General features: G+C 44.4%; 15 protein-coding genes and 1 riboswitch. Of the genes, 14 read left to right on the top strand and 1 reads right to left on the bottom strand.

Annotated features, from left to right (window positions below):
• From AB3112_RS02295 to AB3112_RS02270, 6 genes are all read left to right on the top strand, one after another.
• The coding region (locus AB3112_RS02295) for a sigma factor-like helix-turn-helix DNA-binding protein (protein ID WP_283577764.1) at nt 1-104 on the top strand (104 nt) is incomplete at its 5' end.
• 174 nt (nt 105-278) lie between these two features.
• Nucleotides 279-983, top strand: a complete 705-nt coding sequence (locus AB3112_RS02290; protein WP_367333899.1) for a tRNA (adenine(22)-N(1))-methyltransferase TrmK — start codon at nt 279-281, stop codon at nt 981-983.
• Complete coding sequence (locus AB3112_RS02285; protein WP_084975496.1) at nt 973-2088, top strand: Nif3-like dinuclear metal center hexameric protein; 1116 nt, start codon at nt 973-975, stop codon at nt 2086-2088. Before AB3112_RS02290 ends, AB3112_RS02285 begins: the two co-directional genes overlap by 11 nt.
• A 26-nt stretch (nt 2089-2114) precedes the next feature.
• Nucleotides 2115-3353 carry a peptidase T gene (gene pepT, locus AB3112_RS02280; protein WP_084975495.1) on the top strand — a complete coding sequence of 413 codons (1239 nt, stop codon included), beginning with the start codon at nt 2115-2117 and terminating at the stop codon, nt 3351-3353.
• 146 nt (nt 3354-3499) lie between these two features.
• Complete coding sequence (gene clpB, locus AB3112_RS02275) at nt 3500-6112, top strand: ATP-dependent chaperone ClpB (protein ID WP_084975493.1); 2613 nt, start codon at nt 3500-3502, stop codon at nt 6110-6112.
• Nucleotides 6113-6133: 21 nt separating this feature from the next.
• Complete coding sequence (locus tag AB3112_RS02270; protein WP_084975491.1) at nt 6134-7015, top strand: alpha/beta fold hydrolase; 882 nt, start codon at nt 6134-6136, stop codon at nt 7013-7015.
• A gap of 163 nt (nt 7016-7178) precedes the next feature.
• On the opposite strand, the gene AB3112_RS02265 is transcribed toward AB3112_RS02270, so the two are convergent.
• On the bottom strand, nt 7179-7385 hold the full coding sequence (locus AB3112_RS02265) for a YjzD family protein (protein ID WP_057909185.1): 207 nt from the start codon (nt 7383-7385) through the stop codon (nt 7179-7181).
• A 132-nt stretch (nt 7386-7517) separates the two neighbouring features.
• Between AB3112_RS02265 and dnaE the strand changes: the two genes are divergently transcribed.
• The 8 genes from dnaE to AB3112_RS02225 all read left to right on the top strand — a co-directional run bounded on the left by dnaE (nt 7518) and on the right by AB3112_RS02225 (nt 17193).
• Complete coding sequence (gene dnaE, locus AB3112_RS02260) at nt 7518-10865, top strand: DNA polymerase III subunit alpha (protein WP_367333898.1); 3348 nt, start codon at nt 7518-7520, stop codon at nt 10863-10865.
• A 238-nt stretch (nt 10866-11103) separates the two neighbouring features.
• Complete coding sequence (gene pyk / locus AB3112_RS02255; RefSeq protein ID WP_057909183.1) at nt 11104-12861, top strand: pyruvate kinase; 1758 nt, start codon at nt 11104-11106, stop codon at nt 12859-12861.
• A 146-nt stretch (nt 12862-13007) separates the two neighbouring features.
• The gene (locus tag AB3112_RS02250; RefSeq protein WP_057909182.1) at nt 13008-13868 is read left to right on the top strand and encodes a S1 RNA-binding domain-containing protein; all 861 of its coding nucleotides are present in this window, start codon (nt 13008-13010) and stop codon (nt 13866-13868) included.
• A gap of 9 nt (nt 13869-13877) precedes the next feature.
• Nucleotides 13878-14765 (top strand): site-specific tyrosine recombinase XerD, encoded by an 888-nt coding sequence (gene xerD / locus AB3112_RS02245; protein ID WP_084975487.1) that lies wholly within the window; start codon nt 13878-13880, stop codon nt 14763-14765.
• A gap of 12 nt (nt 14766-14777) precedes the next feature.
• On the top strand, nt 14778-15140 hold the full coding sequence (locus AB3112_RS02240) for a reductase (RefSeq protein WP_084975485.1): 363 nt from the start codon (nt 14778-14780) through the stop codon (nt 15138-15140).
• On the top strand, nt 15133-15882 hold the full coding sequence (locus AB3112_RS02235) for a ScpA family protein (protein WP_084975483.1): 750 nt from the start codon (nt 15133-15135) through the stop codon (nt 15880-15882). Before AB3112_RS02240 ends, AB3112_RS02235 begins: the two co-directional genes overlap by 8 nt.
• On the top strand, nt 15872-16453 hold the full coding sequence (gene scpB / locus AB3112_RS02230; RefSeq protein ID WP_367333897.1) for an SMC-Scp complex subunit ScpB: 582 nt from the start codon (nt 15872-15874) through the stop codon (nt 16451-16453). The genes AB3112_RS02235 and scpB overlap by 11 nt, the downstream gene beginning before the upstream one ends.
• 11 nt (nt 16454-16464) lie before the next feature.
• Nucleotides 16465-17193: a pseudouridine synthase gene (locus tag AB3112_RS02225; protein ID WP_057909177.1), complete on the top strand. Its 729-nt coding sequence runs from the start codon at nt 16465-16467 to the stop codon at nt 17191-17193.
• Nucleotides 17194-17233: 40 nt separating this feature from the next.
• Nucleotides 17234-17355, top strand: a riboswitch (FMN riboswitch).
• Nucleotides 17356-17443 lie beyond the last annotated feature (88 nt).

Here is a 17443-nt window from a genome sequence, read left to right as displayed (position 1 = left end):
TGTTTGGCGTCACCCGCGAGCGGATTCGTCAAATCGAAGCCAAAGCATTGAGAAAGCTGCGTCACCCATCTCGAAGCAAGCAATTAAAAGACTTCTTGGATTAAGATTATTAATGGATTAACCCTTGAATTAAGAACTGGTTGGAAGACTGATAATCGTCAGTTTTTCAACCAGTTTTTTGTGTTCTGGATGTCGAATGACTCAAATTTCCCAGTCGTTCTGTTCATTTTGAATTTAATAATTTATAATGAAACTATCCACAAACTTAGGAGTTCACTATGAATAGTACGCATTTATCGAAACGACTACAAACAGTCAGTGATCACGTTGAATCAGGGAGTCGCCTAGCCGACATTGGTTCGGACCACGCATACTTGCCGATTTACTTGGCAAAAAATCACATCATTGACTATGGTGTCGTGGGCGAAGTGGCAAAAGGGCCGCTTTCAAACGCGATTTCAGAAATTACAAAAGAAAATTTATTAGACGTCTTGCATCCCCGATTAGCTGACGGTTTGGCTGCAATTGAACCTGACGATCAGGTGGACGCAATTACAATTGCCGGGATGGGCGGTAATCTGATTACGCACATTTTAGAGGCCGGTCGTGACAAACTATCCGGCAACGAAAAATTAATTCTTCAACCCAATGTTGGCGAACCAGTCGTCAGAAAATGGTTGATGAAAAACGGTTACCGAATATTTGCTGAACAGATTTTAAAAGAAGACGGGCATATCTATGAAATCATCACGGCCAAAAAGGCGGCGTCTGCCGTCACCTATTCGCCACTGGAATTGGAATTCGGCCCATTTTTGATTCAGCAACGGTCACCGGTTTTTATTGAAAAATGGCAAAGTGAAATCGGCTTAAGAAAACGTGTCATTTCTGACATGCAACGGGCAACGCACAAAGATGACGTTAAAATAGCCGCCATCCAAGCAGAAATTAAAACAATTGAAGAGGTAATCACCGGTGAAAGCTAAAGAATTAGTTGAACAATTCGAAAAATTTGCCCCCAAAAAGTTGGCAATGCAGACTGATCCAGCTGGCCTGCAAATTGGGTCGTTGGATAGTGACATCCATAAAGTGATGACGACACTTGATGTGCGACCGGAAGTGGTTGACGAAGCGATTGAAAACAACGTTGATTTTATCTTTGCCCACCACCCGGTGATGTTTCGTCCTGCCAAAAATTTGGATCTCTCAGATCCACAAAACGCGATGTACGCTAAAATTATTGCTCATCACATCACGGTGTATGCCGCCCATACAAATTTGGATTCAGCAGATGGCGGTATGAATGATTGGTTAGCGGCAGCCTTAAAGCTAACCAATGTTTCCGGGTTTGTTCCCGAATACGACGAGTCGGTGTTTCGACTGACGGTTCAAGTTCCGAAGGTCTACGCCACGGCGGTTCGCATGTCGTTGGTTGATGCTGGAGCGCAAGCAAGCGGCACGCAATACAGCGGCTATACGTACGAAATTGATGGGACCGTTTATTACGTGCCTAAAGCGGGTGCTGATCCGACAATGGGCACCGCCGGAGAACCCAACGAAATTGAGGATTCTCGTTTGGAATTTGAAGTCCCTGAAAAAAATCTCCACCAGGTTTTGAGGACTTTAAATGATGTCCATCCACTGGAAAAGCCCTTATATAACTTAATTCAACTGGCCGATAAAAAGCACCATTACACGATGGGGCGGCTCGGTGACTTATCCGAGCCCATGGCCGTCAAAGACTTCGCTGAATATTGTAAGCAGGTGTTTCACGTTTCTGGCTTGCGGGTCATTGCCCGCGATCTGGAGCAGCCGGTTCAAAGAGTGGCGGTACTTGGCGGTGACGGCGGTAAGTTCTTCCCGCTGGCCAAGCAGAAGGGGGCCGATGTTTACGTGACTGGCGATGTTTATTACCATACCGGTCATGATATGCTGGCCGCTAATTTACCAGTGATTGACCCCGGCCACCATATTGAAGCCATTTGTATTCCGCGTCTGGCCGAAATGTTTAAACGCTGGTCCGCTGAAAATAACTGGTCAATCGATATTTATCAGTCAACGATTAATACCGATCCATACACATTTATGTAACTGATGATTTAAAGGAGATTATTAAAATGTCAAAATACCCAGAACTGATTCCCAACTTTTTGAAGTTCGCTAAAATCAATACCCGCTCTGATCCTAATTCCACTACAGTTCCTTCATCACCTAGAGAAACGGAATTTTTGAACATGCTTAAACAAACGCTCATCGATATGGGATTGGAGAATGTTCACACCAACGACCAAAGCGCATATGTTTTTGCGACACTGCCTGCAACTGCTGAGCAAGCTGTCCCAACGGTTGGTTTTATTTCTCACATTGACACGGCTGACTTTAATTCAGAAAATATTCAACCAAAAATTGTTGAAAATTATGATGGTCAATCAGTGATTAAGCTCGATGAAAAGGGTGAATATACTTTGGATCCCAAGGTATTTGCCAGCCTTAAAAAGTACAAGGGCGATACCCTGATTACCACTGATGGGTCAACGTTACTCGGATCTGACGATAAGTCCGGTGTTGCCGAAATTTTATCTGCGGTCAAGTATCTGATGGACCATCCTGAAATCAAGCATGGCACGATCAAAATTGGCTTTGGGCCGGATGAAGAAATTGGTACCGGCGCTGATCGTTTTGACGTCAAAGACTTTGGCGCAGACGTTGCCTATACCGTTGACGGCGGGCCATTAGGAGACATGAACTACGAGACCTTTAACGCGGCTGATGCCAAAGTTTCAATCAAGGGAACCGATGTCCATCCCGCAGAAGCTAAAGGCATCATGGTCAATGCCATCCAAGTCGGAATGGACTTTCATGGCGCTTTACCGGACTTTGACCGTCCCGAAAAGACCGAGGATCGGGAAGGCTTCTTCCACATCTACGACTTTAAGGGCAGCGTTGACCACACTGAAATGGCCTACATTATCCGGGATCATGATCGCGATCGCTTTGAAGCCAGAAAACGATTGTTCCAGGGAATTGCCGATCAAATGAATACTGATTTTGGTGAGGATCGAATCAAAGTCACCATCAAGGACCAGTACTACAATATGGGCGAGATTATTGAAAAAGATCCGACACCGGTAAAAATTGCCGAACAAGCAATGAAGAATGTCGACGTCAAGCCACACATTTTCCCAGTTCGTGGTGGCACGGACGGCTCCAAGATTTCTTACATGGGCCTTCCGACACCCAACATTTTTGCGGGCGGCGAGAATATGCACGGGCGCTTCGAATACGTTTCTGAACAAACCATGGTCAAGGCCGTGGATGTTATTTTGGAAATTGCAAAATTATACGCTGAAAAGTAATTGGTCAAAAAAGGTCAAATTATTGTTCAGGGCATTGAAAATTTGATAGTATGTCTGTAGGTGGTTTGAGATGAAAATGATTATTTTTGTTTCGAACCTTTTTATTAAAAAAGTCAATAAAAATACATTAATAAGGTGATAATTAAATGAATCCTGATAATTTAACCGAAGCAGTTACGCAGGCAATTTCTCAGGCCCAGCAGATTGCTGCGACACGGAAGCAGCAAAATATTACGGTGGCCCATCTGTTCAAGTTTTTGGTTCAACCGGGAGAACTTGCACGGGAAATTTATTCCCAGTTGGGCTTAAAATTGGACGACGTTAACGCGGAATTAGACAAGGAGATTGACCAAATTGCAACCGTCGAGGGCAGCAATGTCAGTTACGGCCAGTCCTTGTCGTCCAACCTCTATGAATTGCTTCAAGATGCCGAACAGATCAAAAATGAATTTGGCGATACCTACATCGCTGTTGATACATTAACCATTGCGGTCATGCAGCTTCATGGCGACAAGTTTGCCGATTACCTTTCTGCCCAAGGCATCACTGAACAGAAGGTCAGAAACGTTGTTGAAAAAATTCGTGGCGGCCAAAAAGTTACCACCAAAAATCAAGAGGATAGTTATCAATCGCTTGAAAAATACGGAACCGATTTAGTTCAAGCCGCCCGTGATCACAAATTAGGTCCGATTATTGGCCGAGACGAAGAGATCTTGGATGTGATCCGAATCTTATCCAGAAAAACCAAGAACAACCCTGTCCTAATTGGGGCTCCCGGTGTCGGGAAAACGGCTGTCGTTGAAGGATTGGCCATGCGAATTGCCTCCAATGATGTGCCGGAGAATTTGAAGAATAAGACGATTTTCCAATTGGATATGGGATCATTAATTGCCGGGGCCAAATACCGTGGCGAATTTGAAGAGCGCCTGCAAGCCGTGTTAAAAGAAGTCAAAAAGGCTGAAGGCCAAATCATCATGTTCATTGATGAAATCCACAACATTGTCGGTGCCGGCAAGGCCGAGGGCAGTATGGACGCCGGCAATATTTTAAAGCCCATGTTGGCCCGTGGTGAGCTGCACTTGATTGGTGCCACGACCATCGATGAATACCGCAAGTACATGGAAAAAGACAAGGCCCTCGAACGTCGTTTCCAACGGGTGATGGTACACGAACCATCCGTAGAAGATACGATTACCATTTTGCGGGGCTTATCTGAAAGCTTGGAAATTCACCACGGCGTGCGGATTCACGACAACGCGTTGGTCGCAGCCGCAAAGCTTTCCGATCGCTATATTACCGACCGTTATCTCCCGGATAAGGCGATTGATTTAGTCGATGAAGCATCTGCTGAAATTCGGGTTGAAATGAATTCCAGTCCCACTGAATTAGATCAGTCAAAACGGCAATTGATGCGCTTGGAAGTTGAGGAAGCAGCTTTGAAGCAGGAAAGTGATGAAGCCTCAAAGAAGCGCTTAAAAGAGGTTCAATCAGAGCTTGCCAATATCAAAGAAAAAGTTAATCAGCTTAACGCTCGCTGGTCGCAGGAAAAAGAGGCCATCAAAAAGATTTCTGATAAGAAGAAGCAGCTTGATCAGGCCAAAAATGATTTAAAGAGTGCCGAAAACAGCTATGATTTAAACAAGGCGGCGGTCCTGCAGCACGGCACAATTCCACAATTGGAAGCCGATCTTAATCAGCTCGAAGAAAATGATCAGCATGCGGATTGGCTGGTTAGTGAATCTGTCACTGCCAACGAAATAGCGGCGGTTGTGAGTCGAGAAACTGGTATTCCAGTCACAAAATTAGTTGAGGGTGAACGAAAAAAGCTGCTGCATTTGGCTGACAACCTTCATAAACGCGTGATTGGCCAAGATGCAGCCGTTACGGCCGTCTCAGATGCCGTTATCCGCTCACGTGCGGGCCTTCAAGACCCAAGCAAGCCTCTGGGTTCATTCCTGTTTCTCGGACCAACAGGCGTCGGGAAAACCGAGCTGGCCAAGGCGTTGGCAGAAGACCTGTTCGACTCGGAAGATCATATGGTTCGAATCGATATGTCCGAATATATGGAAAAAGAATCGGTCTCGCGTTTAGTCGGCGCGGCTCCTGGCTACGTTGGTTATGAAGAGGGCGGTCAGTTAACCGAGGCCGTTCGCAGAAACCCGTACACGATTGTCTTGTTTGATGAAATTGAAAAGGCCCATCCCGATGTCTTCAATATCCTCTTGCAAGTGCTTGACGACGGTCGTTTAACTGATAGTCAAGGGCGCACGATTGATTTCAAGAATACAATATTGATCATGACTTCGAACTTAGGGTCCGATATTTTACTGGACGGAACTGATGAAAACGGGGTTATTTCAGCTGACGCGAAAAAGCAGGTTAACCAACTGTTAAAAGCGTCGTTTAAACCGGAATTTTTGAACCGAATTGATGACGTGATTACCTTTACGCCATTATCAAAAGCAGATATTGAAAAGATCGTTCAAAAGTTGATTAATCAATTATCCAGTCGGACCAAGGCCCAAGATATCGCACTGTCGATTTCAGCCGAGGCCAAGCAATGGATCGCTAATAACGGTTACGAACCACAATATGGTGCTCGTCCACTTCAACGTTACGTGACCAATGTCGTTGAAACGCCTTTGGCCCGAATGATTGTGGCTGATCAAATTAAGCCGCACAGCATTGTCCACATTAATCTAAAGGATAATCAATTAACCTTTGACCCTGAAAAGCTGTCTGAAGATCAAACCGTTTAAGCGGTTAAGGAGGGATTTTCGTTGCCACTGAACTATCAATTGCCAACGGATAATCAGACGAAGTTGGCCGTCGCCATTTTTCCAGCTGAAAACCCCAAGGGAATTGTTCAAATGATGCACGGCGCGTTGGAACATAAGGAACGCTACTATGAATTTGCCGACTTTTTGGCCAGTCATGGGTACGTAGTTGTTATCTCCGACAACCGCGGACACGGCGGCTCGGTTTCAAAAGACGACCCGTGGGGATTGATGAGAAGCATTCCCCGATTAATTGACGATCAGGTTTTGGTGACCAAATTTATTAAACAAAAATATCCAAGTCTGTCCGTCAGCTTATTTGGCCATTCTTTTGGGTCGATTCTGGCCCGGCTTTATCTTCAGCAGCACGATGACGATGTCAATGCGGTCGCTTTGACTGGGACCACCAACTATGTGCCAATTGTTCCCGTGGGACTAATGATTGGTCGGTTGTTTTTAACGATTTTTCCAGAAACAGCCAAGTGGTCTTATTTATCGAAGATTTCAGGATTAGCCCCCGGGGATCACGAGTGGTTAAGTTATAACCAGGAGAATATTCAAAAGGTCACAAACGATCCGTTAATGATGGACGAGTATCCGGTCCGCAGCTTGCAAACATTGTGGCAGGGGGACTTTGCCCTTAAACAAACCCGGCGTTTTGAATGTCACAACCCCAACTTGCCAATTTTAAGTTTGGTTGGGGCAGACGACAAGTTTAGCGGCGGCGAAAAGGGCTTGGCAGATACGCTTTCAACGTTAAAAAAGATTGGCTATCGGCACGTCAAAAGCATTCGAGAACCACATATGAAGCATGAGGTGCTTCAAGAAACCAAGCGCCAGGTTGTCTTTAACCGCTTGTTGACGTTTTTTGAACGGCATCAATGAGTCAAAAGTGAGTTATTCTCAGCGCAAAAAAACGATCCGAATATCCTTGCCTTGGATGTTCGGATCGTTTTTTTGTGTGACTCATCGTTGCTTGTCCCACACGTTTGAGGTGTCCGTTTTGAAAACAGGCGGCAAATAAAAAATCGTCAGCAAACACTGACGATTAATCGTTATCTTTCTTTGGTGTTGACGAATCTTTGGTAATGAGATAGATACCGTTTACGGCAACAAACGCTGTAATCGCGGCAGCAATTCCAATCTGTGAAGGAATCCATGATCGAACTTCCAATGCAGAACCTATGTAACCAATGATTTCGCCAAAGATGTAAGCCCATAAAATTGCGACAATATTTGAACTAATCAGTTTCATGTTTTACGCCACCTCAGTTTCAATAGCATTTTAGCATATATTTCCCGAAAAATCATTAATTTTTTGATTTCGAATTCTGAATGTCGCATCGATTAATTTGGTATAATTTGAAATAGAAAGAGGGGTCATCACGTGAGTTATGTTCCATTACAGGTTATCAGTTCATATAGTCTGCTTCAAAGCCCAGTCCGGATCACGGATTTGATCACTGAGGCTTCCAAACGTGGCTACCAGGCGCTGGCCCTTACCGATAAGAACGTCCTCTACGGTGCGGTCGAATTTTATGATGCCTGTCTTAAGGCGAATATTAAGCCGATCATCGGACTGACACTGGAAATTCCCGGTTTAATTTTAAACGATGGTCAGTACAACCTTGTATTGATTGCTAAGAACCAACGGGGATACGCAAACCTACTCAAAATTTCGACGTTGAAAATGACTCTCGATGGGTTAACTTTTGACCAAATTTCCGGTTATTTAAGTGACTTATTTATCATTTTACCACCGTTAGCTGAAGTCAATGACCTTTTACTGCAGGGACGCTCAGAGGACGTTGTCGGATTGATTGACAAGCTGAAGGACAGTGGCATTGACAATCAATCACTGAAGCTGGGAGTCGACTACCACGCCTCTGACAGCCTGATCGATATGCTTAGCAAGTTAGCTGCAGATACATCGACGTCATTGGTTGCCGATTCACCGGTCGATTACATTAACGCGACGGACTATTTTCCAATGCAGGTTTTAAAAAATATCGCTGCTGGCACCAAAATTACCAACGTTTCTCAGTTGAGCAAACAAGTTGGGCCATATTGGCTGCGTCCAGCCGATCAGGTTGCCAGTGAATATCGTAAACTTAATCTAAACGATGCGTTAACCCAAGTTGATCAAATCGTTGATCAGTCTAACGTCGAAATTAAAAAACAACAGCCTAAATTACCCCAGTTCGATACGCCCAACGGCATTGATTCGGGGACGTATTTAAGACAACTTTGTGAACAGGGATTAAAGAAACGACTGGCAAGCAATCATGTGAGTGATCCGACACCTTATCAACATCGGCTTGAGCGTGAACTTTCAGTCATTCACTCAATGGGTTTTGATAACTATTTTCTAATTGTCTGGGATGTTATCAATTTTGCCCATCAGACTAATATTATCACTGGTCCCGGGCGTGGTTCGGCCGCAGGTTCCCTGGTCGCTTATGTGCTGACGATTACCGATGTCGACCCAATCAAGTATGACCTGCTGTTCGAACGTTTCTTAAATCCCGAACGGGTGCAGATGCCCGATATCGATTTGGATATTCCCGACGACAAACGCGACGAAGTGATTCAGTACGTCCACCAAAAATATGGGCACAAGCGGGTCGCCCAAATCATCACTTTTGGGACCCTGGCTGCCAAACAGTCCATTCGAGATGTCGGCCGGGTATTCGGCCTCAATCCAGCGCAACAAGACGTTTGGAGTAAGGCGATCCCTAGCGCATTTCACGTGACGCTGCGAGATGCCTATGATAATTCCCAACGACTAAAGAATCTGATTGCCGACAGTCTGTTAAATCAAGCCTTATACGATACCGCCTCGGTGTTGGAGGGGTTGCCAAGACACTACTCAACCCATGCGGCTGGGCTTGTTTTAAGTGACCAGCCATTGGTGGACCTGGTTGCGCTTCAAAATGGCAATGAGGGTTTGTTGATGACACAGTATTCAAAAGACTACGTGGAATCAGTCGGCCTGTTAAAGATGGATTTCTTGGGATTGCGGAACTTAACGATCTTAGCTGACGCGCTGGATCAGGTGAAGCAATCAACTGGTCAAGCCCTCGATATTTCCGCGGTTCCTTTGGACGATTCACAAACAATTGCCTTATTTGCCAAGGGCAACACCACCGGTATTTTTCAATTTGAATCAAACGGTATCCGAAACGTGTTGCGGCGACTTGTTCCAACCCGCTTTGAAGATATTGCGTTGGTTAACGCCTTATATCGGCCAGGTCCGATGCAAAATATTGACGAAGTTGTCAAACGAAAGACGACAAACGAGGCGCTCAGTTATCCAGATGAGTCACTGGAGGAAATTCTTAAGCCAACATACGGGGTGATTGTCTACCAAGAACAAGTGATGTTGGTTGCTTCCAAAATGGCCGGCTTTTTACTGGGTCAAGCCGATATTTTGAGACGGGCAATGAGTAAAAAGAAGCTGGCCGTGATGGGCCAGATGAAAGTTCAATTTATGGCCGGATCAAAAAAGCGTGGTTATCCAGAAGCGGTCGCCAACAAGGTTTTTGACTATATCGAGCGCTTTGCCAACTATGGCTTTAACAAATCCCATGCGGTTGCCTACAGCAAAATGGCCTACGAACTGGCGTTTTTAAAAGTTCATTATCCTGGCGAATTCCACGTTGCCTTATTAAATTCGGTTCAAAACAACACTGTCAAAATCAAAGAATATTTGCTGGATGCAAAATCCATGGGGGTCACTGTTCTGGGCCCGGATATTAATGCGAGTCAGGCGGCCTTTTCCTACCAGGACGATAAAATTATCTTTGGCCTGGAGTCCATTAAGGGTGTTCGTCACGATATGGTTGAAGACATGTTGGCAGAGCGACGCGAACACGGGCCGTTTAAGAGTTTTCCGGATTTCTTAAGTCGTTTGGATGATAAATATCGTAAGTCGGAACTCATTTCAGCGCTGATTTATTCCGGTGCGCTGGACGGCTTTTCATACAACCGGTCCGAACTGATTGCGGCGACGCCCGAATTTATCAGCTCAGTTGAACTAAGCGGTAAGTCAATGAGCCTGTTTAAAGTGCTGGAGCCCAAGATGCCGCGGATGCCTGAGATGCCGTTAATGGACAAGCTGGAAAAGGAAAATGAATACATTGGGGCTTATTTATCCGGACATCCAACCGAACGATTTGAGACGTTGGCCAACCAGTTAAATGCGCAAACAACCCAAACGATGGCAGTGGGGATGAAAAATGTCTATTTGATTCTTTACGTCACCAAGGTGAAGATTATCCGCACCAAAACTGGCAAGCAAATGGCCTTTTTAGACGGCAACGATCAGGTAGGCGAAACGTCGATTACGGTCTTTCCGAACCTGTTTTCCAAAACGCAATCCTGGTTGCATAAGGATATGGTGGTTTTGGTCAAGGGCAACGTTGAAAAAACCAACGACATTCAGATGGTGGCCAATGACTTGCAGCCAGCGGCAAACGCACTACAAAGTTTAAAACGACAGAAGCCGTCTTCAAAATGGTATTTACGGATTGACGCCCAGCAGGATAAAAACGTCATCTTTCACAATCTGAATCAATTAAGCCGCCAATATCACGGAAATGTCCCCGTGATTGTCTTTGAGACAGAAACAAAAAAGACGTGGGCATTGGCTGAACAATTTTGGCTGACAGATTCGCCAAAATTAAAAGAACAATTAATCACAATCTTTGGCAATAATAATGTCGTGTATAAGTAATTTTTTTCAGAAAAAAAGTTTAGTTTGGTAAAGGCTTTCATTTGCGGTAGGCCTAACTTTTTGGCTGTCGGCTTAAATCACAGACACTGATTTAGGCCTAAAAGGTGGGCGACAATCCGTGTAAAAAGTGATAAAATAACCGGTGAATCTAAAAGGATACCGATGCATGATTTGAGACGTTTTGTAGACGGTTCGAAAAAGCGTCGAGTGCCCAAAAACCGAAGGAGAGATTTTACTTATGAAGAAAACTAAGATCGTAAGTACATTAGGCCCAGCAAGTACTGATGTAGAAACAATTACTAAGTTGATTGAAGCTGGTGCTAATGTTTTCCGATTTAACTTTTCACATGGTGACCACCCTGAACATCTTGATCGTATGAACAAGGTTCACGAAGCTGAAAAGAAGACTGGTAAGACTGTTGGAATTATGCTTGATACTAAGGGTGCTGAAATTCGGACGACCGTTGAAAAAGACGGCAAGATTGAATTCCACACTGGTGACGTATTCCGTATCTCAATGGACGCAAGTCTTGAGGGTACTAAAGAAAAGATTGCAGTTACTTACCCAGGACTCTTTGATGATGTTCATGAAGGCGGCCACGTTCTTTTTGACGATGGTTTGTTGGACACTGTTGTTACTAAAAAAGACGACGCTAATAAAGAATTAGTTGTGACTGTTCAAAACGACGGCATTCTTGGTTCACGGAAGGGTGTTAACGCACCTGGTGTTTCCATCAATTTGCCTGGTATCACTGAAAAAGATTCAGATGATATTCGTTTTGGCTTGGACAACGACATCGACTTTATTTCAGCTTCATTTGTTCGTAAACCACAAGATGTATTGGACATCCGTGAATTGCTTGAAGAAAAGCACATGGAACACGTTCAAATCTTCCCAAAGATCGAATCACAAGAAGGAATCAACAACTTTGACGATATCATCAAGGTATCTGATGGTTTGATGGTTGCTCGTGGTGACATGGGTGTTGAAATTCCAGCCGAAAACGTTCCGTTGGTACAAAAGACTTTGATCAAGAAGTGTAACCAACTTGGCAAGCCTGTTATCACCGCTACTCAAATGCTTGATTCAATGCAGGAAAACCCACGTCCAACTCGTGCCGAAGCTTCTGATGTTGCCAATGCCGTCTTTGATGGTACTGACGCAACCATGCTTTCAGGTGAAAGTGCCAACGGTGACTACCCTGTTGAATCAGTTCAAACAATGGCTCGTATCGACGTTAAGGCTGAAAATGCATTTAGCGAATTCGGTACTCCACGTCCTGAGTTTGACTCAAGTGACGTTACTGAATCAATTGGTGACTCAGTTGCTCGTGTTGCCGAAGAATTAGGTGTTCACTGCATCGTTGCAGCAACCCGTTCAGGATACACTGCACGTATGATTTCTAAGTATCATCCAGATGCTGACATCCTTGCCATCACATTTGACGAACGTACCCGTCGTGGTTTGATGGTTAACTGGGGTGTTCACCCAATCTTGGTTGACGAAGTTAAGAGCACTGATGAAATCTTTGAATTAGCTTCAAAGAAGGCTCTCGAAACTGGTTTGGCTAAGGAAGGCGATTTAATTATCGTTACTGCCGGTGTTCCAGTTGGCGAAAGTGGCACGACTAACTTGATGAGAGTTCAACTGATCGGCTCAAAGTTGGTTCAAGGCCAAGGTGTTGGTGACAAGACTGTTATTGGTAAAGCTGTTGTTGCTAAGAACGCTGCTGATGCTAAGAGCAAGGTTACTGAAGGAAGCATCCTTGTAACCAAGTCAACTGACAAAGAATATCTGCCAGCTATCGAAAAGGCAAGCGCCGTTGTTGTTGAAACAGGCGGTTTGACTTCACACGCAGCTGTTGTTGGTATTTCAATGGGAATCCCTGTTGTTGTCGGTGCTGCTGACGCAACTACCAAGATTTCTGACGGTGAATTGATTACTGTTGATTCACATCGTGGTGTCATTTATCACGGCGCATCATCATCAATCTAAATTTAACTTGTGAGTAATCACAATTCATAAAGAACAGGTCCGGGCGGTTAATCCGTTCGGACCTGTTTGTGATTTAAAGACTGAAGTCGAAATTTAGATTGAAAACGTGTAAAATGGTGACATGATGGATTAGATCGGAGACGAACATGAATAATATAATTGCGCAAGTTGTGACTGGAAAAGTCATTGATGAAAATGATAAAGACTACTTTATTCAAATTGAGGGCGAAACATTTCTCCTTGATAAAGAGGAAGTCAAGAAGCCATTAAAAATTGGTGCCAGCTTTACTGGCTTTACGTACGAAAATGAACAGCATAAAATGCAAATTACCAGAAACATTCCAGAAATCCGTAGAGACCATTACGGTTTTGCGACCGTTGTGAAGGAAAAGTTTGGTTTGGGCGTTTTTGTCGACATTGGACTGCCCAACAAGGACGTCGTCGTTTCGATTGACGAACTCCCAACTGTCCGTTCATTGTGGCCACAAGACGGCGATCAACTTTTAATCGACTTGACGGTGGATAACAAGAACCGAATTTGGGGTCATTTGGCCGATGAAGAAATCTTCAGTGCCATTGCCAAACCCGCCAAGGATGATTTGCAGAATAAGAATTTAAAAGCACGGGCCTACCGGCTTAAAATGTCTGGCACCCGCCTACTAACCGAAGACTATAACCTGGCATTTTTACATCCAGATGAGCGATTAATGGAACCACGTTTGGGCGAAGAGGTCGAGGGTCGGGTAATCGGCATGTTACGCGATGGCAGCGTCAATATTTCGACCAAGCCCCGTGCTTACCAAGAAATTGGTGAGGACGCCCAGATGATTTTAGCGGCCATTGAACATACGGATGACAAACAGCTGGCTTTTAGCGACAAAAGCACACCGGATGCGATTAAGGACTATTTTGGGATCAGCAAAGGGGCCTTTAAGCGGGCATTGGGTCACTTGCTCAAAGAAAATTTAATTGTTCAAGAGGACGGGCATATTTCGTTAAAAAAGTAGGTTAAAGCGATGCACGAACAAATTGAGGATTATTTACATTATCTGCAGGTTGAACGAGGACTTTCAGCCAACACCATTCAAAGCTATCGCCAGGATTTACAAGAGGCTGATGCTTTTTTCAAAACCCAGACCAAGTCAATTGCCGAAATTGACCAGTTTGTCATTCTCAATTTTTTAGAGCAGCTTCAACAACAGCACAAAGCCAGAAACACCGTAATCCGAGTTGTTTCAACATTGCGCCGCTTTTTTCAGTACCTGGTGCAATTTGGGGTCATCAAAGACGATCCAATGTTGAAAGTCGATTCTCCCAAAAAGGCTCAAACCCTTCCCGATGTTCTGACGGTTACTCAGGTTAACCAGCTGCTTTCAATGCCGAATATCAATCAGAAATTAGGAATTCGGGATCGTGCAATCCTGGAGACCCTCTATGCCACTGGGCTTCGGGTTAGCGAACTGGTGAACTTAAAGCTGGGCGATCTGCATTTACCAATGAATTTATTGCAAACAATTGGTAAGGGCGATAAGGAACGGATCATTCCAATCAGTGACGTTGCGGTTGATTGGCTGAATCGATATCTGACCACCACTCGGGTCGCGTTGCTCGACGGAAAGCCAAATACCGAGTTTATTTTTTTAAATGCTCACGGCAGACAATTGACTCGCCAGGCAATCTGGCTGATGATTAAGAAATACGTCAATCAAGCCGGCATTAAACGCCACGTCACGCCCCATACGCTGCGCCATTCGTTTGCGACGCACCTGCTTGAAAACGGGGCGGATTTGCGAATTGTCCAAGAGCTGCTGGGGCATTCGGATATTTCGACCACCCAAATTTATACGCACGTTTCGCATCAGCACTTAACCGAGGTTTATAACAAATATCATCCACGCGCGTAAGGAGTATAACCAATGCTATATCAGTATCGAAAAGATTATGAAAAAATTGCCATGGGCCTGTTCTCCTTAGTAACGGAATTGCAAAACATGGATCTGGTCACTCAGGAGATGAACTGGTATGCCAATAAAGAGAACCGCATTATCTATTTGTGGCGCGATCCATCCAATAATTGGTCAGGATTAGTCGGCATCGAATTACAGGACGATCAATTGCTGGTCCATCAGCTGGTCTTGACGCCGCAAAGTGTCAATCAAGCAAACTACAACCGAATTTTTGATGATTTACAGGATTTGTATCCAAAGTATAAAATCGTTGCCGGATTTGATAACAAATCCGCTTGGGAAAAATGGGAGAATTCACCTGATCATGCCTGAAACTGTTCAACCTGAATTACATTTAAATGATTTTGACGGCCCATTGGAAGTGTTGTTGCATTTAATTCAGGAATCCAAAATGGATATCTATGATATTCAGATTTCAACGATTACTGAACAATATATGCAATATATTTATGATGCCCAACAGCTTAACTTGGAAATTGTCGGCGAATATTTTGTGATGGCCGCTAAGTTAATGGTCATTAAGTCGAAGATGCTGCTGCCAAATGAAGTCGATGATGATTCCGATGACGAGCACGAAGATCCCCGAGAGGAATTAGTTTCACAGCTATTAAATTATAAGCGCTACAAAATGGTTGCCCAAGACATGAAGCGCCGAGAAGCCTTTCGCCGCCAGAGTTTCACCAGGTCCGAACTGACGGTGCCGGCAACCAAGGATGAGTTGATTCAACCTTCTCCGTTTAACAGTGGCGACGTCATGGCGAGTTACGTTGATGCGTTGAAACATTTCAAGTACAATCAACCGATGTCGACCGTCATTCACGAGTGGGCCTACACCATTGAAGGCCAGAGTCAAAAAGTGCGCGCCTTATTGAAACGGGATCATGCCAAGATTTCTTTTGACACGCTGGTCAACAAAGCCGACCAGCCGGAAGAAATTGTCACCGATTTTTTGGCGATTCTTGAAATGGCCAAATACAATGAAGTTGTTTTAAATCAATCCGATGCTGAGTCGGCAATTGAAATTAGAAGGGGGCCTGGATATATTGATCAGTAATTTAGCCAAAATCGAATCACTGCTTTATGCATCCGGCGACCAGGGAGTCACCCTTCGACAAATTGCACAGCGAACCGCCCTGAGTGTCGCAGCTGTTCGCCAGCTGGTTGAAAAAATCATCGAAAAATACACTACTGATGAGAATTGTGGCCTGAAAGTTTTTGTCAGTGACGACGTTTATCGATTGGGGACCAAAGAAGCGCTATCCGAGTTAGTCGGCGATTACATTAACGACGCCAAACCCCGAGTGCTTTCCGAAGCTGCCTTGGAAACCATTTCAATTATTATGTACAACCAACCGATTACTCGAATCGAAATTGATCAGATTCGTGGTGTGAATAGTTCCGCACTCCTTCATCGATTGGTTAACCAGGATTTAATCGAGGTGACCGGCGTCAAGGAAGAGGTTGGAAATCCCAAGCAGTATGGCATCACCAATTTCGGTCTGGATTATTTTGGCCTCAAGTCGTTGAAGGACTTACCCGAATTGCCGAAAGATGAAGTTTTGGATGATGATACCAGTGATTCACTCTTAACCAGATTTAACAAAGAAATAGACAAAGACCATTAGGAGGTCGATTTATGAACGAAGAACGGTTACAAAAGGTGATTGCGCATGCGGGCGTTGCCTCAAGACGAAAGGCTGAAACATTGATTTCAACCGGCCACGTCAAAGTCAACGGCCAAGTGGTGACGGAACTTGGAACCAAAGTTACCCCAAATGACGAAGTGAAAGTTGATGAGGTGCCAATTTCAAAAGAAGCACCTGTCTATTATTTGCTGTATAAGCCCCGTGGGGTGATTACAGCGGTGAGTGACGATAAGCATCGAAAAACGGTGGTTGATATCCTTGATGAAGTCACTGAGCGTATCTATCCCGTTGGTCGTTTGGATTATGATACTTCGGGGTTATTGCTCCTCACCAACGACGGTGATTTGGACAACAAATTAACCCATCCCAAGTATGAGGTTGAAAAGACTTACGTTGCCAAAGTAAAGGGGATTGTCACCAACGATGATTTGAAACACTTGAGAACAGGTGTCGTGATCGACCATCGAAAGACGGCTAAGGCGAAGACCAAACTCATTCGAACCAATAAGGATTCCTCGATTGTTCAGTTGACGATTCATGAGGGCCGCAACCACCAAGTTAAGAATATGTTCGAAAAGATCGGCCATCCGGTCGAAAAATTAAGTCGCGAAACATATGGCTTCCTAACCTTGAAGGGCTTACAACCTGGTGATTACCGACCACTTAAACCACATGAAGTTGAAGAGTTGAAAGAATTGACCGGAAAAACAAATCGTTGACTTTTAGTGAGTATTTGATATATTTAAGTTAATTAAATTGGTTTATCTTCAGGGCAGGGTGTGATTCCCGACCGGCGGTGATAGTCCGCGACTCATGAGCGATCGTGATGAACTGGTGAAATTCCAGGACCGACAGTAAAGTCTGGTATGCAGAAGATTAAATTCTTACGATGCTTTTTATAATGCCCTGACAAATTCTTTTTGTCAGGGCATTATTTTGAAGATTGACCATTGGAGGAGAGGTTTTTTC

Origin of the sequence: Lentilactobacillus sp., from assembly GCF_040773105.1 — a bacterium.
Taxonomy (GTDB): Bacteria; Bacillota; Bacilli; order Lactobacillales; family Lactobacillaceae; genus Lentilactobacillus; species Lentilactobacillus parabuchneri.
Note: the sequence above shows the minus strand (reverse complement) of the source record. Positions and strands in the feature narration are given on the sequence as shown.